Origin of the sequence: Sphingobium estronivorans, from assembly GCF_008692605.1 — a bacterium.
GTDB classification, from domain to species: domain Bacteria; phylum Pseudomonadota; class Alphaproteobacteria; order Sphingomonadales; family Sphingomonadaceae; genus Sphingobium; species Sphingobium estronivorans.
This window is the reverse complement of the sequence record NZ_LFCT01000012.1, coordinates 94,878-108,934: the sequence shown is the minus strand read 5'-3', so window position 1 is coordinate 108,934 and position 14,057 is coordinate 94,878. Positions and strand designations below refer to the sequence as shown.

18 protein-coding genes are annotated in these 14,057 nt (G+C 63.2%); 2 read left to right on the top strand and 16 right to left on the bottom strand.

What is annotated here, in order from left to right:
• Window positions 1–452: 452 nt before the first annotated feature.
• From F7P65_RS10360 to F7P65_RS10305, 13 genes are all read right to left on the bottom strand, one after another.
• Entirely contained in the window at window positions 453–3,044 is a 2,592-nt protein-coding gene (locus tag F7P65_RS10360; protein ID WP_150291673.1) for a hypothetical protein, read from the bottom strand.
• 10 nt (window positions 3,045–3,054) lie between these two features.
• Window positions 3,055–3,402 (bottom strand): hypothetical protein, encoded by a 348-nt coding sequence (locus tag F7P65_RS10355; RefSeq protein WP_150291672.1) that lies wholly within the window; start codon window positions 3,400–3,402, stop codon window positions 3,055–3,057.
• Window positions 3,399–3,548, bottom strand: a complete 150-nt coding sequence (locus F7P65_RS22005; RefSeq protein ID WP_162854593.1) for a hypothetical protein — start codon at window positions 3,546–3,548, stop codon at window positions 3,399–3,401. Before F7P65_RS22005 ends, F7P65_RS10355 begins: the two co-directional genes overlap by 4 nt.
• Entirely contained in the window at window positions 3,545–3,751 is a 207-nt protein-coding gene (locus F7P65_RS10350; protein ID WP_150291671.1) for a hypothetical protein, read from the bottom strand. The genes F7P65_RS22005 and F7P65_RS10350 overlap by 4 nt, the downstream gene beginning before the upstream one ends.
• A gap of 4 nt (window positions 3,752–3,755) precedes the next feature.
• Window positions 3,756–4,349: an HK97 family phage prohead protease gene (locus F7P65_RS10345; protein WP_150291670.1), complete on the bottom strand. Its 594-nt coding sequence runs from the start codon at window positions 4,347–4,349 to the stop codon at window positions 3,756–3,758.
• Window positions 4,346–5,389, bottom strand: a complete 1,044-nt coding sequence (locus F7P65_RS10340; protein ID WP_150291669.1) for a phage major capsid protein — start codon at window positions 5,387–5,389, stop codon at window positions 4,346–4,348. Before F7P65_RS10340 ends, F7P65_RS10345 begins: the two co-directional genes overlap by 4 nt.
• Window positions 5,390–5,477: 88 nt before the next feature.
• Complete coding sequence (locus F7P65_RS10335; RefSeq protein ID WP_150291668.1) at window positions 5,478–5,759, bottom strand: MerR family transcriptional regulator; 282 nt, start codon at window positions 5,757–5,759, stop codon at window positions 5,478–5,480.
• On the bottom strand, window positions 5,756–6,649 hold the full coding sequence (locus F7P65_RS10330; protein WP_150291667.1) for a hypothetical protein: 894 nt from the start codon (window positions 6,647–6,649) through the stop codon (window positions 5,756–5,758). Before F7P65_RS10330 ends, F7P65_RS10335 begins: the two co-directional genes overlap by 4 nt.
• Window positions 6,649–6,912, bottom strand: a complete 264-nt coding sequence (locus F7P65_RS10325) for a hypothetical protein (RefSeq protein ID WP_150291666.1) — start codon at window positions 6,910–6,912, stop codon at window positions 6,649–6,651. Before F7P65_RS10325 ends, F7P65_RS10330 begins: the two co-directional genes overlap by 1 nt.
• 1 nt (window position 6,913) lies before the next feature.
• A complete protein-coding gene (locus F7P65_RS10320) occupies window positions 6,914–7,204 on the bottom strand; it encodes a hypothetical protein (RefSeq protein WP_150291665.1) in 291 nt (96 codons plus the stop codon).
• Window positions 7,201–7,611: a hypothetical protein gene (locus F7P65_RS10315; protein WP_150291664.1), complete on the bottom strand. Its 411-nt coding sequence runs from the start codon at window positions 7,609–7,611 to the stop codon at window positions 7,201–7,203. The genes F7P65_RS10320 and F7P65_RS10315 overlap by 4 nt, the downstream gene beginning before the upstream one ends.
• A gap of 61 nt (window positions 7,612–7,672) precedes the next feature.
• Window positions 7,673–7,900, bottom strand: coding sequence for a hypothetical protein (locus F7P65_RS10310; protein WP_150291663.1), 228 nt, complete (start codon window positions 7,898–7,900; stop codon window positions 7,673–7,675).
• Window positions 7,893–8,078 carry a helix-turn-helix domain-containing protein gene (locus tag F7P65_RS10305; protein WP_150291662.1) on the bottom strand — a complete coding sequence of 62 codons (186 nt, stop codon included), beginning with the start codon at window positions 8,076–8,078 and terminating at the stop codon, window positions 7,893–7,895. Before F7P65_RS10305 ends, F7P65_RS10310 begins: the two co-directional genes overlap by 8 nt.
• Window positions 8,079–8,194: 116 nt before the next feature.
• On the opposite strand from F7P65_RS10305, the gene F7P65_RS10300 reads away from it, so the two are divergent.
• Both F7P65_RS10300 and F7P65_RS10295 read left to right on the top strand, forming a co-directional pair.
• Window positions 8,195–8,809, top strand: coding sequence for a hypothetical protein (locus F7P65_RS10300; RefSeq protein ID WP_150291661.1), 615 nt, complete (start codon window positions 8,195–8,197; stop codon window positions 8,807–8,809).
• A 43-nt stretch (window positions 8,810–8,852) separates the two neighbouring features.
• Window positions 8,853–9,968: a tyrosine-type recombinase/integrase gene (locus F7P65_RS10295; protein WP_240334259.1), complete on the top strand. Its 1,116-nt coding sequence runs from the start codon at window positions 8,853–8,855 to the stop codon at window positions 9,966–9,968.
• A 377-nt stretch (window positions 9,969–10,345) separates the two neighbouring features.
• Here F7P65_RS10295 and F7P65_RS10290 read toward each other — a convergent pair whose 3' ends face one another.
• The 3 genes from F7P65_RS10290 to F7P65_RS10280 all read right to left on the bottom strand — a co-directional run bounded on the left by F7P65_RS10290 (window position 10,346) and on the right by F7P65_RS10280 (window position 14,057).
• Window positions 10,346–10,852 (bottom strand): energy transducer TonB, encoded by a 507-nt coding sequence (locus F7P65_RS10290; protein WP_150291659.1) that lies wholly within the window; start codon window positions 10,850–10,852, stop codon window positions 10,346–10,348.
• A gap of 283 nt (window positions 10,853–11,135) precedes the next feature.
• A complete protein-coding gene (locus F7P65_RS10285) occupies window positions 11,136–12,758 on the bottom strand; it encodes an NAD(P)/FAD-dependent oxidoreductase (RefSeq protein WP_150291658.1) in 1,623 nt (540 codons plus the stop codon).
• Window positions 12,759–12,800: 42 nt separating this feature from the next.
• Window positions 12,801–14,057 (bottom strand): PepSY-associated TM helix domain-containing protein, encoded by a 1,257-nt coding sequence (locus F7P65_RS10280; protein WP_150291657.1) that lies wholly within the window; start codon window positions 14,055–14,057, stop codon window positions 12,801–12,803.

The window sequence follows — 14,057 nt, the reverse complement described above, 5'->3', positions numbered from 1 at the left end:
TCGGCGCGAGGGTCGGGGCCAAGGGCTTCGGCTCGGGCAATCTGACGGTTTACGTGCTGCTTAGTCTGCCCGATCTTATTGGAGGCGTCAGACGCGAACCCCGCAGGGCGACCTGTTGATTTCGGAACATTTTGTTCCGAAACTTCCAAAGCCTCCCAAACCTCTTTGCGCCGCGCCAGATGTTCCGCTTGCTGTGCGGGCGCATGCAGGCCGGGTGCCAGCGGGTCAGCGCGTGTCTGGATATCCATACGCATGGCGGGACAGGCGGCCGCCGGTTCAACTGTTCACATATGGCAACGGTTGGAGGCGTGGCGATATCCCCACAACTGGCGCCCACCAAAAGCCAAATTAGACATCTCAGACAATCAATGTGGTTTTGCGTGCGATTTGTGGCGAGGTCGGTCCTACAGGCGGAGGGCGGCAGGTTTATACCGTCCCCCCTCCTGTTGCCCTCAATATCCCCGCTTGGCCGACCTGCCGAGCTTCGCCCGCAGCACCGACGCCGCCTGCATCGCGCTCTCCCGGTCTGCCTTCGGGTTCCCGCTGGCGATCATGGAGAGGTTGATCGTGACGGGCTTGGCGCGGCTGTCGCTGTTCGCTGCGATCCCGCGATAGTGGTCGCCCAGCTTGCTGACGAAGCCACCGGCGGCGAAGCGCGGGGGCGTGATGCCTTTGTTCATCAGGTCCAGTTGGGATTTCCCCCACTTGCGCACCGCTGCGGCGTTCAGCACATATTCGCCGTTAGAGAGCCACGCCTGGATGCTGTCGCTGGTCGGGCCGCCGGGGCCGGTGATGAGGCCGCCATCGGCATGGCCGAACGCCTTGGCGAACGCGCCTTGGTTGACCATGATCCCGTTGGACGCTTGCACGATGTTGCTGTTGCCGCCGCCCAGAAAGCCCAGATAATTGTTCGCGTCGCCAGTGCCGCCGAGCAGGCCACCGCCGCCACCGAAGCTGATACTGCCCGCAACAGCCTTACCGATGCCGAACAGCGTGCCGAGCAGCCCGCCGCCACCGCCGCCGCCCATGCGCGACTGCAACGCCTGCGCGATGGGCTGGATCAAATTTTGCTGGATGAATAGGTCGATCAGGCCCTTGAGGAACGGGTCTTTCACCCCGAGCGCGTTGCTGATCGCGTTGTCGATGCCCTGCCGGACCGATTCGAGTTGATCCACGTAAAGCTGCTCGACCTTCTCACCGATCTTCGCGGGATCATTCTCCGCAATGTATTGCTCAAGCGGCGAGCGGGTGGACTGGATGATGTAGTCGCGCTGCAAGGCGGTTTTCTGATCGAGCGTGCTTAGGTCGTTCTGCGCGTTCAGCTTGGCAGTCGGGGACGCGTTCGGGTCGTTGATAGTGACATTGGCCTTGCGCCGCAGTTCGTCCCGCTCCTTCTCCAGCAGTTGAAGCTGGATTTTCCGGCGCTCCTCCTGCGTGACGGCCAGCGATTCCTGGAGGCGGAGAATATCCTTCTGGTTGTCGTTGGCATGAACGAACGCGTCCAGTTCATCAGCGGCCTTCCGGTGCATTTCCTGCACATCCACGGTCAGCAACTTCTGCGCGGCGATCTGCTTCGCCTGCTCTTCCAACTGGACCTTGTGCGCCTCGATCTCCTTATTGTGTCCGGCCTTCGCTTCGATGTCGGCAATCAGCTTGTCGCGCTCGATGCCGATCTGATCCCGCGCATATTGCGCAATCTGTTCGGCGTCGGTGACATTGGCGCGCTTGGCGTTGAGCAGGTCCATATCGAGGCTGGCCTGAAGGTCGGTGAATTCTTTCTGCTGCTCCTCCGCCTTACGGGCTAAACTCTCCGCTGACGGCCCGCTGCGCCCCTTGGCGGCCTCGCGGACCTCCTTGGGCTTCAACAGATAGTTGCCGCCCGGCTTGCCCGCCAGCAGCTTCTCAGCGTCTCCCAGCACTTTTATATTTTCAAGATTGACGTTGAGGTTCGCGATGGCGCTGGCCGCGTTGGCAAAATCTTCCGGGCTAATTTGCCCGGCTTTCTGGAATTTTTCGAGATTGCCCAGCGCATTGGCGGGCGTGACGACGCCAGCAAGGACCTGGCTGACGAACTTCTGGTCTGCCCCAAGCGGCGATTTGCCGATGGAGAAGCCGCCGCCCAAACCGCCCGAAAATTCGGTGCGTGGGTCGGTGATGCGCTGCAAGGCCTTCCGGGCGTCGGCGGCGTCGACCTGCGCCTTGACGCGCGCCACGGCCAGTTGCGCCTGTGCCAAGTCGCGGAGGGCCTGAGACTGGTTCTGAATCTTGCCGGTCTGGAGGTCCATGACGGTGCCAAGGATGCCTTGGGCCTGGCTGACTGCCGAGGTGGCGAATTGCACCTTGCCCAGCGCCACGCGCGCCTGTTCAGACGCATCGCTGAAATCCATGAACTTCGCCGCCAGCGCGCCGACCACTGCCGAGCCGACGCCAAGGGCAACGCCCCAAGGGCCAGCCATGAACTGCGCGAACTTGCTGGTGCCGCCGCTCATCAACTGGACCGCGCCCACCACCTGCGGCATCTGCTGCGAGAAAATCAGCGCCGCCTTCTGGCCGCCCGCGAACTGGACCGCCACGTCCTGCAACTGGAAACCCAATTGCTGGAGGCCCGCGCGCTGCGCACCGGATGATCCGACAATCTCGCTCGCGCCCCGGCGGAAGGATGCAACTTGGCTTTGATATTCTGAGCGGACGAGGGCGAGCGCGGTTCTGGTTTCCAACTGCTGGCGCTTATATTCCTCCAGACCGAGGGTGCCTTGCCGATATGCCTCCTTCGCCGCCTTGAACTCGGCGGACGCCTGAATCTGCGCCCCTGCCACGGCCTTGATGGCTTGCTGCAACTGGTCGTACCCGGAGCGCGTCCCGACCAGCGCGCCGGCCGTCGCCTTGGCCTCCTTCGCGATCTCGCTGAACCCGCCGTCCAGCTTGCGCAAATCATCGAACATCCGGCCCGTGTTGGCCTTGAGCGTATCCGCCGCCGCCTTTACCCCGCCGTCCCATGACGCGGTGTTGGCGACGAAATTGACGGCGATTTCCTGACCAGCCATGGCGCGTCCCTCAGTTTAAGATCGGCATTTCGGAATATTCGAGCTGGGGCCTCTTGCCGTCGACGCGGCTACAGAATGCCACCTCACCGCCGAGAAGCTCTATCATCGCCGCCGCCTCGGCAAATTCCGGCGCCAGATCCCCGAAAATCGAGATGAATGAATTCGCCGCCAGCGTCGCCGCGTCAGGGGCCGAGCGCGGGCCGCATATAATGGCGCTCATCCCGGAGTTATCGATCGGCCTGACCACGATCCCGAAAGCGTTCTTCCGCTCAAGGTCGATTCCGGTTTCCGCCAGAACAAAGGACCGCAACGCGGCCCATGCGGTTTCGTGACTGACCGTTCGGCTCTGATCCCTCATGCGGTTGCCCCTTCTTCCAGGTCCGTGATGCGCTGCGCCAGCGCGGCAATATCGTCGCGCAACGGTGCCAGCGCGGCATCGATGGCGCCGCCAATGAGATCTGCGAGCATGTCGGCCATTTCCTCCGAAGGCGTCAGCGTCGTCATGCGGTGATCCCTTCCTCGATGTCCGTCACGCGCTGGCGCAGCGTTGCCATGTCGGCGTCGCGCTGCCGTTCGCGGGCCTCCATCTCCTCGATGCGGTCCCGCAACGCCTTGTTCTCAGCCAGAACCGGCGCGAGGGTTTTATTGAGATGGGCGCGGACAATTTCGGCGGTCGATTTTGCCAGCGCCTTGGAGTCGATCTCCATCGCATCAGTCCTCCCAGCCGAACATCTGCTCATAGGCAGCCTTCACCTCGGCCATCTCCCGCCGCTCCGCAGGCGTCAGGCCGGAGTAGCGACCGCTCGCGGCGGGCTTGTCCCTGATGATTCGGCGGATGGTGAAGCCGTTGGCGGCCTTCGCGCTGGTGATCGCGGCATCGGCCTGGGCCGGGACCGCGACCAGCGAAAGCTCCAGCCATTCCCATTTTTTAAAGCGCTTGCCGCCGGCCGCGAGAGGTTCGTGGTCGAGCGGCCGGAAGCCGATCGATACGGAACGGCGCAGGCCATTTTTGACAAGTTGCCATGCCTTATCGACTAGATTCTTCGCCTCGCCCGGTTCTGCGATCTTGGCAATTCTCGCGGTGAACTTGATCCCGGCGTCCGACACTTCGACCCGCTCCACATTGCCGACCGCGAGCGAGTGGTTATGGTCGATCAGCAGCGGCAGAGGCAGTTTGTAGGACGCCCCTCGCGGCATCACGATATCGCCCATGCGGTCCTCTGTCGGGGTGGTCGCCCAGCCTTCGATGACGCGCTGGTCGTCCTGGGTCGCCTTGATGGCGAGATCTAGAAAGACGCGGTTCATGGCATCACCTCCACCGGAGCGATGCCCGTCAGCAGGGCGACCGAACCCGGGCGAACAGTTTCCCAATTTTCATGTAGCATCGCCGCGATGACCGTCGAATCAACCTGGAATGCGGAAACCAGCTTATGCCCCACGCCCGGCGGCAGGGTCGGGTCGTCGCGCATGTCGATCAGCGCCGAGGTGGAGGACCGCACTTCCGCGATTTCATCGCGCGACGTGAACGCGATGCCCGCCGGATCGATCAGGGCCAGTTGGTAGTTTCCGCCGCTGTCCGGGACGTTGGCCGACGAGATGGCCGGGATGCCGAGAATTTCACCGCCGCGCGCGCCGACATTCGGGAACTCGACGCCCGCGATCTGGGCCAACAGCTTGGGGCTGGCGACGAAATAGGCGGTTTCCAGGTCGCCTGCGAAGGACGCGATCAACCGCTTTACGTCGAGTTCGAAGGCGTCGATGCCCGATGAAACCGCCGGCGTGACGCCATTTGTCACGGCCGGCGGCCTCTGGTCCGTCGATCCCGCATTGGACGGGTCGATGAACGTCTCGTCGCTGGTCCGCGTCACAGCAGCGACAAGTTCATTGCGAATAAATATTTCGGCGGCCGGATCGGTGGATTGCAACAGTTCGTCCGAGACGACGCAGGCGGCCGCGATCTTGAGCGTTGCCAGCGACGTGCGCGCGAACGACATGGCGCTGATCGGCGCGGGCTGGCCTTCCTCGACCCAATGACCCGTTGCCTTGCCGGTCTGCGCCAGGATCGGCGTGCGGGGTGGAACGCGGCGCAGGCCCTGCAAGCGCCCAATGATCGACTGCGCCCGCACCGCCGCGACGAACTCCGCCGCGATGCTGCCAACCTCACCGACGAGCGGATTGCCCCAGTTGCCGGAATCCGTGCTGCCCGCTTCGATGGCCGCCTTGACCAGCCGGGCGCTTTGCGTGCCTTCGCCCCACCGCGCCGAGGCATAGGCCACGGCTTCGTCCGGGTCGCCCTTCGCGACGGACCTCGCAATCGCGAGGCGGGTGAACGCTAATCCCTTCATGTGCACGATCTCCTTCTCGTCCCCATTATCGCAAACGAGAATCGGCCCGGCGAGGCTATGGCGGGCACCTCCGGGCACTTCCGGGCAACTATTTTTGGGATCGCGCGAGCCAGTCAGCCAGATCGTGCAACTTATAGAGAGGGTGCCCGGCGCGTGTCGTGAAGGGGATCGGCTGATCGGCGTAACGCCAATTACGCATCGTCTTTGTCGCCACGCCGATAAGCTCCGCCGCAACCGCCTCGCGAACCATTCCGTCAGGCGAAATCCAGATGCCGCGCTCAATGCAGGCGGCGCGGAGAGTTTCCGAGATGTCGGCGTTCGCCGGGCCGGGTTCTCGGCCGGTCCCGCCGCAACGGGTGCAGCAGGTCATGACGGCCTCCCGCCATACGCATCGGCGCGTTGCCGTTCGACATGCTTCTCCCAGGTCGCATCCAGCAATCGTTCAATTTGGCCGCGTGTCTGGTTGTCACCCTCGAAATCATCCTGAAGCTTGGAGAGTTGGACCAGACACTCATCGAGTTTCATGCTTGCAGGTTGAGCTTTCAGGCGTCGTTCGTATTGCGCCAGCGCCGCGCCAACCGTCATTCCGCACTCGATATCCTTGAATAGGTCCACCACCGCAGGCGCGCTGTCCTGCGTCTGGACGCCATCCTGCCAAGCCCCTTCAACATCACCGGATGGGGCCTCCGTCTGATCGGAAAAACCATCATCACCAAAATCATCAAAACTCAAACCGCGCTGCTTTGCGGAATTTATTTTCCCTGTTTCTACAGAATATATTTCCTCCCTTTGGGAAATATATTGGGAGGTGTTTTCGCTGTTATTTTCGGGACTTGGCTTATCTGCTGGGCAAACTGTTTGGGAGGCATTCTCCGCGTCTCGGCAAACTATTTCGCCCGCATCGTTTGCTGCTTGGCAAACATCATCTTTGCTTGAGGGCAAACGATCTTCGTCTGTGTAGACGATCCGATAGGTGTATTGGGTGCGGTTCGTCGCGCGCTTTTCGCGGACGATATACCCCTCCCGCAACAGCTTCGAAACGGAGACGCTAAAGCGCGTGTAATCACGCCTGCACCATCCGGCCATCAGTCTGTGGGTTGCCCACGCGCCCTGTCCGGTCCCCCGCGCGTGGCTCAATCGGTCAAAGGCGGCGATAGAGCAAAGAACGCGCAAGTCGCCATCTGTGATTTTAGGGTCGCCAATCGCACGCAGCGGAACGGCTGCGTAATGCGGTTTGCGAGGGCCGCGTTCCTTAGCCATCAATCCTCCTCGCTCGGATCACTGGCGGCGCAACCGGGACCGGGCGTCGGCCCTGCGCGCTGGTGGCAGAAGTCGTCCTCGCCCCCCGAACCATCGCGCTCATCGCCATCCGGCTCCAGATCCGGGTCGCCGTCCGCGAGATCGAGGAGGCCGATGGCGATCTCGATGAACCCGGACAGTTCGTCGCGGCTGTAGCGGGACAAGATGCGCGAGATCGCAGCGGGCGGGGCGGGCTGGCGCGCGGGGTGATCGATTACGCCCATATCAGTGCCCTCCGTTCTGGCTGGGCTGGGCGCGATAGGCGACGCCGCGATATTGCATGAGGTCGACGGCAGAGAGCATTTCCCGCTCGGCAAGGGCTTTGCGAAGATCCTCCTGCGCCATTTCAAGGACCAGTGGGGCACTGACGGCGGTGACGCGCTGCTGGAGCGTGGCGGCATTCGGATCGCAGTTCTCGATGTGGTCGAGTTGGGTCGCAATGCGGCGCTCGGCACTGCGGATTTTCCCCTCGATGATGATGGCGCGAGGGAATGGAACAACCTTGCCCATGGTCATTCCCCTTTCGCCAGCATCCGCAGGCCCGCGATGCGCTCAAGCTGGAGCGCGGTTTCAATGATCCCGCGCCCCTCCCAATCAAGGCCGGGCGCGGCCGCCTCGAGCGCGGCATAATCACCGGCCGCGATCATCGCTCCCAACTCGGGGCGCATGTCGACGCTCGAGACGATGGCCCAGAGCTTGCAGATGATCCCGCCGAGCGTGCTGGCCTGCGCCGCCCGGATTTCAGCTTCCAGGATGGCGACCAGATCGATGCGCGCCTCAGCGGCCTCACCGACGCAACCGGCGGCGTGAGCGGGGGCCAGCAAGGCCTGCTGTTCGCGAAAGGCGGTGATGATCTGGTGGTCGGGGTTGGTGGCTGCGCTGGTGACGGCGCGGTCTGTCGGTGCTATGGTCATAACGGTCATGTGGTGCTTCCTTCATGATAGGTCGGGGTGAGCGGGTCCAAGCGCTCCCTCGACCGCCTCTTCATTTGCCCAAGCCTTCGCCCGAGCATGTCCGGTCCTCGACGGGCCAGCGGTGGACGAGACGCAGGCCGCCAGCATGGCCCCGCGCGTTACGGTAGGTGTGAAAGGTGCCCGTCATGTCCGGGCCGTCAGGGGCGGGTTCCACGCGGACATGGAATAGCCCGCCTTCCTGCGCGATGACGATGCGGCGGTCGGTGCGCATCAGCGTGGCCATCGGGCGATTAGCCATTGGTCGCATCCGAGCGGAAGGCGGCTTCCAGTTCGGACTTGCGGGCGTACCAGCGCTGACCTTTCTTGAAGGCGGTCGGCAACGCGCCGGAATAGATCATGTGGTATGTCGCACGCTCGGATTTGTTCAAAAATGCTGCGATGGCGGCAACGCCGTCGAGCAGATCATCTGCCAACATTGCAATTCTCCTCCATTTCTGTAGGTTGCCGACATTGAACGTCGACGTTCAATGATTACAAAACAATTCGGCGCACGTCAAGAAGTTGAATGTCGTCATTCTATGGAAACGTTCATATGCAGATTGAGATGGGATTCTCCGCCGTTGAAGCCATGCTGGCGCGCATCCACAACGTTGCAGATGACAAGCGAATCGCGTTTCAAGGGCGGCTGAAATCACTCTTGAAAGCGGGCTTGCTTCCCCATGTTCAACAAGGGCGGGGAAAGGCGGCGGTCTATGGCGCGGGGGATGTTGCCATATTGGCTCTTGCGCTTGAGTTTGCGCAGATGGGCGTCGGCCCTGAACGTGCTGTCGAAATAATCAGCAGCAATATGCAGGAAATCGTGCGGTCGGTCCTGCACAGCGTTCGTATGCAGGATAGTAACGTCGGAGAAGCGGGATGGTCGCCGGCGATCATCTTCTTCGATCCGAATGGCTTGGCACCATTATACCCGCCCGAAGCCGATCAAGGCGTGCAGGTTAAATTTGCTAATATCGAGGAATTCAAAGACGAAATCCGCGAAACGCTACGCTCACAGGGCCGACTAGCCGTCATTTCGATAACTGCGATGATAGTCGAGATCGCCAAGAGGAGCGCCGCGGATATTCCAGCAGGAATGCAAAACTTTGCCGAAGCGGGGTTTGGTACGGCACTGGTTCATTGGGCCAAGACACATGACCTCAATTCGTAAGCGCTCTTGGACCGCCCCCAATGGCGAGGAAAAGACGGCTTGGATGGTCGATTACAAGGACGCATCCGGGAAGCGCCGCGCCAAGTCCTTTGCCCGCAAAAAGGATGCGGACATGTGGGCGACGACCGCCGCTTATCAGGTGCAGCAAGGCACGCACACGCCCGATTCGCAGTCCATCACCATCAGCAAAGCCGCCGATCTCTGGTTGAAGCGGGGCGAGCGCGAGAATCTGGAGGCGTCGACCCTGGCCGCGTATGGCCAGCACGTCCGCCTTCATATCCTGCCCCTCTGCGGCGACCGGAAGCTGTCCCAGATCACGCGGCCCATGGCGGAGGGCTGGCGCGACGAACTTATGGAGAAGCTGTCTCGGCCGATGGCTGCCCGCGTGCTGCGATCCCTCTCCGCCATCGTCAGCGAGGCGCAGGGGCGCGGTCATGTGGCACAGAATGTCGTCGCTGGCGTGAAGATGCGCCGGGCGAAGCGCGAGAAGCCCAAGGTCGTCATCCCGACCAAGGCCGAGTTGAAAGCCGTGCTGGAGGCCGCCAGCGCCGCCACAGAGCCGATGGCGCATCCGCTGGCCCTACTGCTCATCTTCGCCGGCCTTCGCGCCTCAGAGCTTCGTGGCCTGCCCTGGCGCTGCATCGACCTCAAGGCCGGAACCGTCACGGTCGAGCAGCGCGCGGACCTCAAGAACGTAATCGGCCCGCCCAAGTCCGAAGCGGGGCACCGCACCATTCCCCTGCCCGCTTCCGCGCTCGCCGCATTGACCGCATGGAAGCTCGCCTGCCCGCCCACCGATGACGGGCTTGTGTTCCCCTCGATCGCCAAGCGGGTGATGAGCCATCAATATATGAATGTGAATGTCATGGGCGCGGTCCAGATCGGCGCCGGGATTGCCAGCGCCGCGATGGACGACGCGGGAAAGCCAGTTCTGGACAAGCGCGGTCAGCCGGTGATGGCAGCACGCTACACCTTGCACGACTTCCGCCATGCCGCCGCGTCCCTCTGGATCGAGCAGCGGGTCAATCCCAAGCGCGTCCAGAAGTGGATGGGCCACAGTTCCATTCAAGTGACGTTCGACACATACGGACATTTATTCGACCAGGCCGACCAAGACAGCGCCGTTGCGGCGGCCATCGAAAGGGATCTGCTCGGCTGACTCGATGCAACACGGATGCAACATGGAGGCCAAAACCCGCAGAAAACCATGGGGTATTGCCGCACTCTGACTCCGTCAATCAAGGTTCGAATCCTTGTCGGGCATCCAAACTTCCTCCATCAAAAAACCAGACGCCCTCCGGCACGCCGACATCCAGGCACGCCTCGCTGATGCCGCGCCGCAGAGCGACGGGTGCGTTGCCGGCCTTTCACCTTCAATGCGGAAAATCTACGCGGACGAGCGTAGAACGCGCGACGGTTTTACCCGTCTCGGAGGAAGCTGGAAGGGCGCAGGGGCGGATGGACGCGATCCACCGCCATTGATCGCCCTTCCAGACTCCGCGACGCGGAACGCCTCCGGGGGGAGGGAGGCAGCGTTCAGCGCGACGCTATCAGGACAGGCCTGTCACCATTTGCCTGCGCCAAGGTTTGGGCGCGATGGCCCGCGCGCAGCTGGTTCATCATATCGTCCCGCTGCCAGCTATCGTTGGCGACAATGATCCACGCCTCGAACTTCGAATCATTGGCGATGCCCCGCGGCAGCGGTGTCAGCCTGCCCATGGTCCGGACCGCCTTCATCGATATGCGGTCGATCGAACGGGAGGTGGACGGCTGGGCGAGGGCGATGGCCTGCGGCCGTCCCTCGTCATCCAGGCGGAACTGAACCCGCGTAAAGCCGGTCGTGCTGCGGTCGGGATCGGAACCGACCGCCCGGCGGATGCTGCTGGTCAGCCGGGTCTCGGTCCGGTTCGACCATTTCTGATAAGTGACTTCCTTTTCGGGTGACGCGACGACCGTCAACTGGTCGCCCGACTGTCTGGCACTGACCCCTGTTGAAAGCAGCAGGGATGAGCAAAGCGCCATGATCAAGGGCTTGGCTTGCATGGAGGCCTCCTCTGCATGATTATCAATTTCATTGATTGCGGCTGCGGCGGCGTCTTGCCGGTCGAAAAGCGCGTGAAGCTATATATTACAAAGTCACGCCAATTCGTAATGAATATAGGCTAATGATCTCATTCACATATCGATAATTTCAAAATTTCGTTCATCTCCGGTTGCCCGCTCCCCTCTTCCAACGCTGTGGCAACAGCGTGGGGCAAGCCGTTTTCCTGGATGGATTTTCAGGGAACAGGCCCGGCCGTCACCGCCAGGACGACTCGATTTTCGGTCAGTCCGTCGCGATGCGAAGGCCCACCGCTTCAGCCACCTTGATGCCGTCGATCGCGGCGGAGAGGATGCCACCGGCATAGCCCGCCCCCTCGCCCGCCGGATAAAGGCCCGCGACGTTGAGGCTCTGATAATCCCGGCCGCGCGTGATGCGGATGGGCGAAGAGGTGCGCGTTTCCACCCCCGTCATCACCGCATCGGGATGATCGTAATGGGCGATCTGCCGCCCGAACACCGGGATCGCCTCGCGAAAAGCCTCCAGCACGAAGTCCGGCAGACAACGCGACAGGTCGGTCATGGCGACGCCCGGCTGATAGGATGGAATGACCGCGCCCAGTTCGGTCGAAGGACGCCCGGCGAGGAAATCTCCCACCTTCTGCCCCGGCGCATGATAGGATTCCCCACCCGCGACAAAGGCCATGGACTCCCAATGGCGCTGCAATTCGATCCCCGCCAGCGGCCCGCCCGGATAGTCGCGCTCCGGGTCGATGCCGACGACAAGGCCCGAATTGGCGTTGAATTCAGCCCGCGAATATTGGCTCATGCCGTTGGTGACGACGCGCCCTTCCTCCGAAGTCGCCGCCACCACCCGTCCGCCCGGACACATGCAGAAGCTGTAGACCGTGCGCCCATTGTCGCAATGATGGGCCAGGCTGTAGGCCGCCGCGCCCAGCAACGGATGCCCCGCGCAATTGCCATAGCGCGCCCGGTCGATCCAGCTTTGCGGATGCTCGATCCGCACGCCGATGGAAAAGGGCTTCGCCTCGATATGCACGCCCCTCGCATGAAGCATCTCGAAGGTCGGGCGGGCGCTGTGGCCGACCGCCAGGACGACATGATCCGCCTCGATGAAGCTGCCGTCCGCCAGATACAGGCCGCGCAGCTTCTGCGTGCCGTCGCCCTGCCGCTCCAGTTCCAGTTCCTCGACCCGGTGCTGCCAGCGATATTCCCCGCCCAATTCCTCGATCTGGCGGCGCATCGATTCCACCATCGACACGAGGCGGAAGGTGCCGATATGCGGATGAGCCTCGGTCAATATATCGTCAGGCGCACCCGCGGCGACGAACTCCTCCAAGACCTTGCGGCCCAGAAAGCGCGGGTCCTTCACCCGGCAATAGAGCTTGCCGTCGGAGAAGGTCCCTGCCCCGCCCTCACCAAACTGCACATTGCTGTCGGGATTGAGTTCCGCACGGCGCCACAGGCCCCAGGTGTCCTTGGTCCGCTCCCGCACCACCTTGCCCCGGTCCAGGATGATCGGGCGGAACCCCATTTGCGCGAGGATCAGCCCCGCGAACAGCCCGCACGGCCCCGCGCCGATCACCACGGGTCGCTTGCCCGACCAACCCGCAGGCGCTGTGGCCACGAACTGATAGTCGGTGTCCGGGCGCGGCCGGACGTCATGATCCTTGGCGAAACGCTCCAGTACCCCGGCCTCGTCCGTCACCTCGACATCGACCGTATAGACAAGCTGGATCGCATTTTTCCGCCGCGCGTCATTGCCCCGGCGCGCCACGACATGGCTGAGCAGTTCCTGCGGCGCGAGGCCAAGGCGCTCACAAATGGCGACGGGCATCGCCTCGGCGGGGTGGTCGAGGGGCAGTTTCAATCCGGAAAGGCGCAACATCTGCCTGCCCCTAGACCTAAAGCCGAGTCGGCTCCAGCCCTGTCACGCCCTCCGCAGGCGGACTAATCCCCATTCGCCCAGCAGCGCCGCCACCATGCTGAGGCCGGTAAGGGGAAAGACCAGCCCCAGCAGCAGCATCAACACCGCGACATTGCGCCGCGCCGCCGGGGGAGCGGCGGGCGGCGCGGTCAGGCCGGCTTCAGGCCGTCGCTTCCACCACAAAACCGGCGCCGTCCCGCACAGCAGCAGCAGGCACAGGCACCCCGCCAGCATCAACAGCCGGTTCGGCTCGCCATATTCCTGCCCCTGATGAGTGGCGACGCCCCATTCGACCGCCTTGGCGCCTGCCCCGAACATGCGCCAGTCAATATCCTGCTCGACCGCGCCGGACCCGGCATCGATGGTAAGAGCGCGGGCATCCTCCGCCTGCACCACCAGCGTCGTCACCAGCCAGGGCGCGCCCGCAGTGGCCGGAAAGCCGATCATATAGCCACCCGTCACTCCCCGCTGCGCCGCGATCCGGGCCACCGCATCGACATCCACGCCACCGGTGCCGCCCGGGACCGCGCCACTCTCGCGCAATGTCCAGGGCAGCGTTTCCTTGACCGGCGCAGTCCACGGGATCGCCCCCAGTTTCGGCCGCCCCCAATCCTGCGCCGCGACCATCGCGCGCAGTCCGCCGCCCCACACCTCCGTCCACGGCAGGCCCGTGACGGCCAGAAACAGGATCACCCCCGCCGCCAGAAAGCCGACCGTGCCATGCAGGTCGCGCCAGAACAGCCGCCCTCCGGGCCGCCCGCGCAAAGCCAGCGCCCGGTTCCCGCGGCACGGCCAGCGCAGGTAAAGGCCCGTCACGCACAGCAGGATCGCCCAGCCCGCCACCACCTCGACCAGCCGATTGCCGATGGGGCCGGTCAGGACCAAACTGTGCAGATCCTTCACGGTCTTCATGATGCCGCCGTTCGTCATGCTGCCCAATAGACGCCCGTCGTGCGGATCGACGAACCATGTCGTCCGCCCGACCGTCAGCCGCCAGCTTTCATCGGCGCTGGCCGGGCGCTGGAGTTGGCTCACGGTCCCGCCGCTCGCCTTCTCCACCGCCGCGACCAGCCGGGATGGCGGCAGCGCCTCCCCGCTCGCACCCATCACGATCCAGTCATGATAGACCGCGCGCTCAATCTCCGGCTTGTAGAGATAGAGCGCGCCCGTCACCGCCATCAACGCCAGCACCGGCAGGACGATCAGTCCCGCATAAAAATGCCAGCGCCACATCGCCCGATAGAAAGCGCCGTTTTCCAT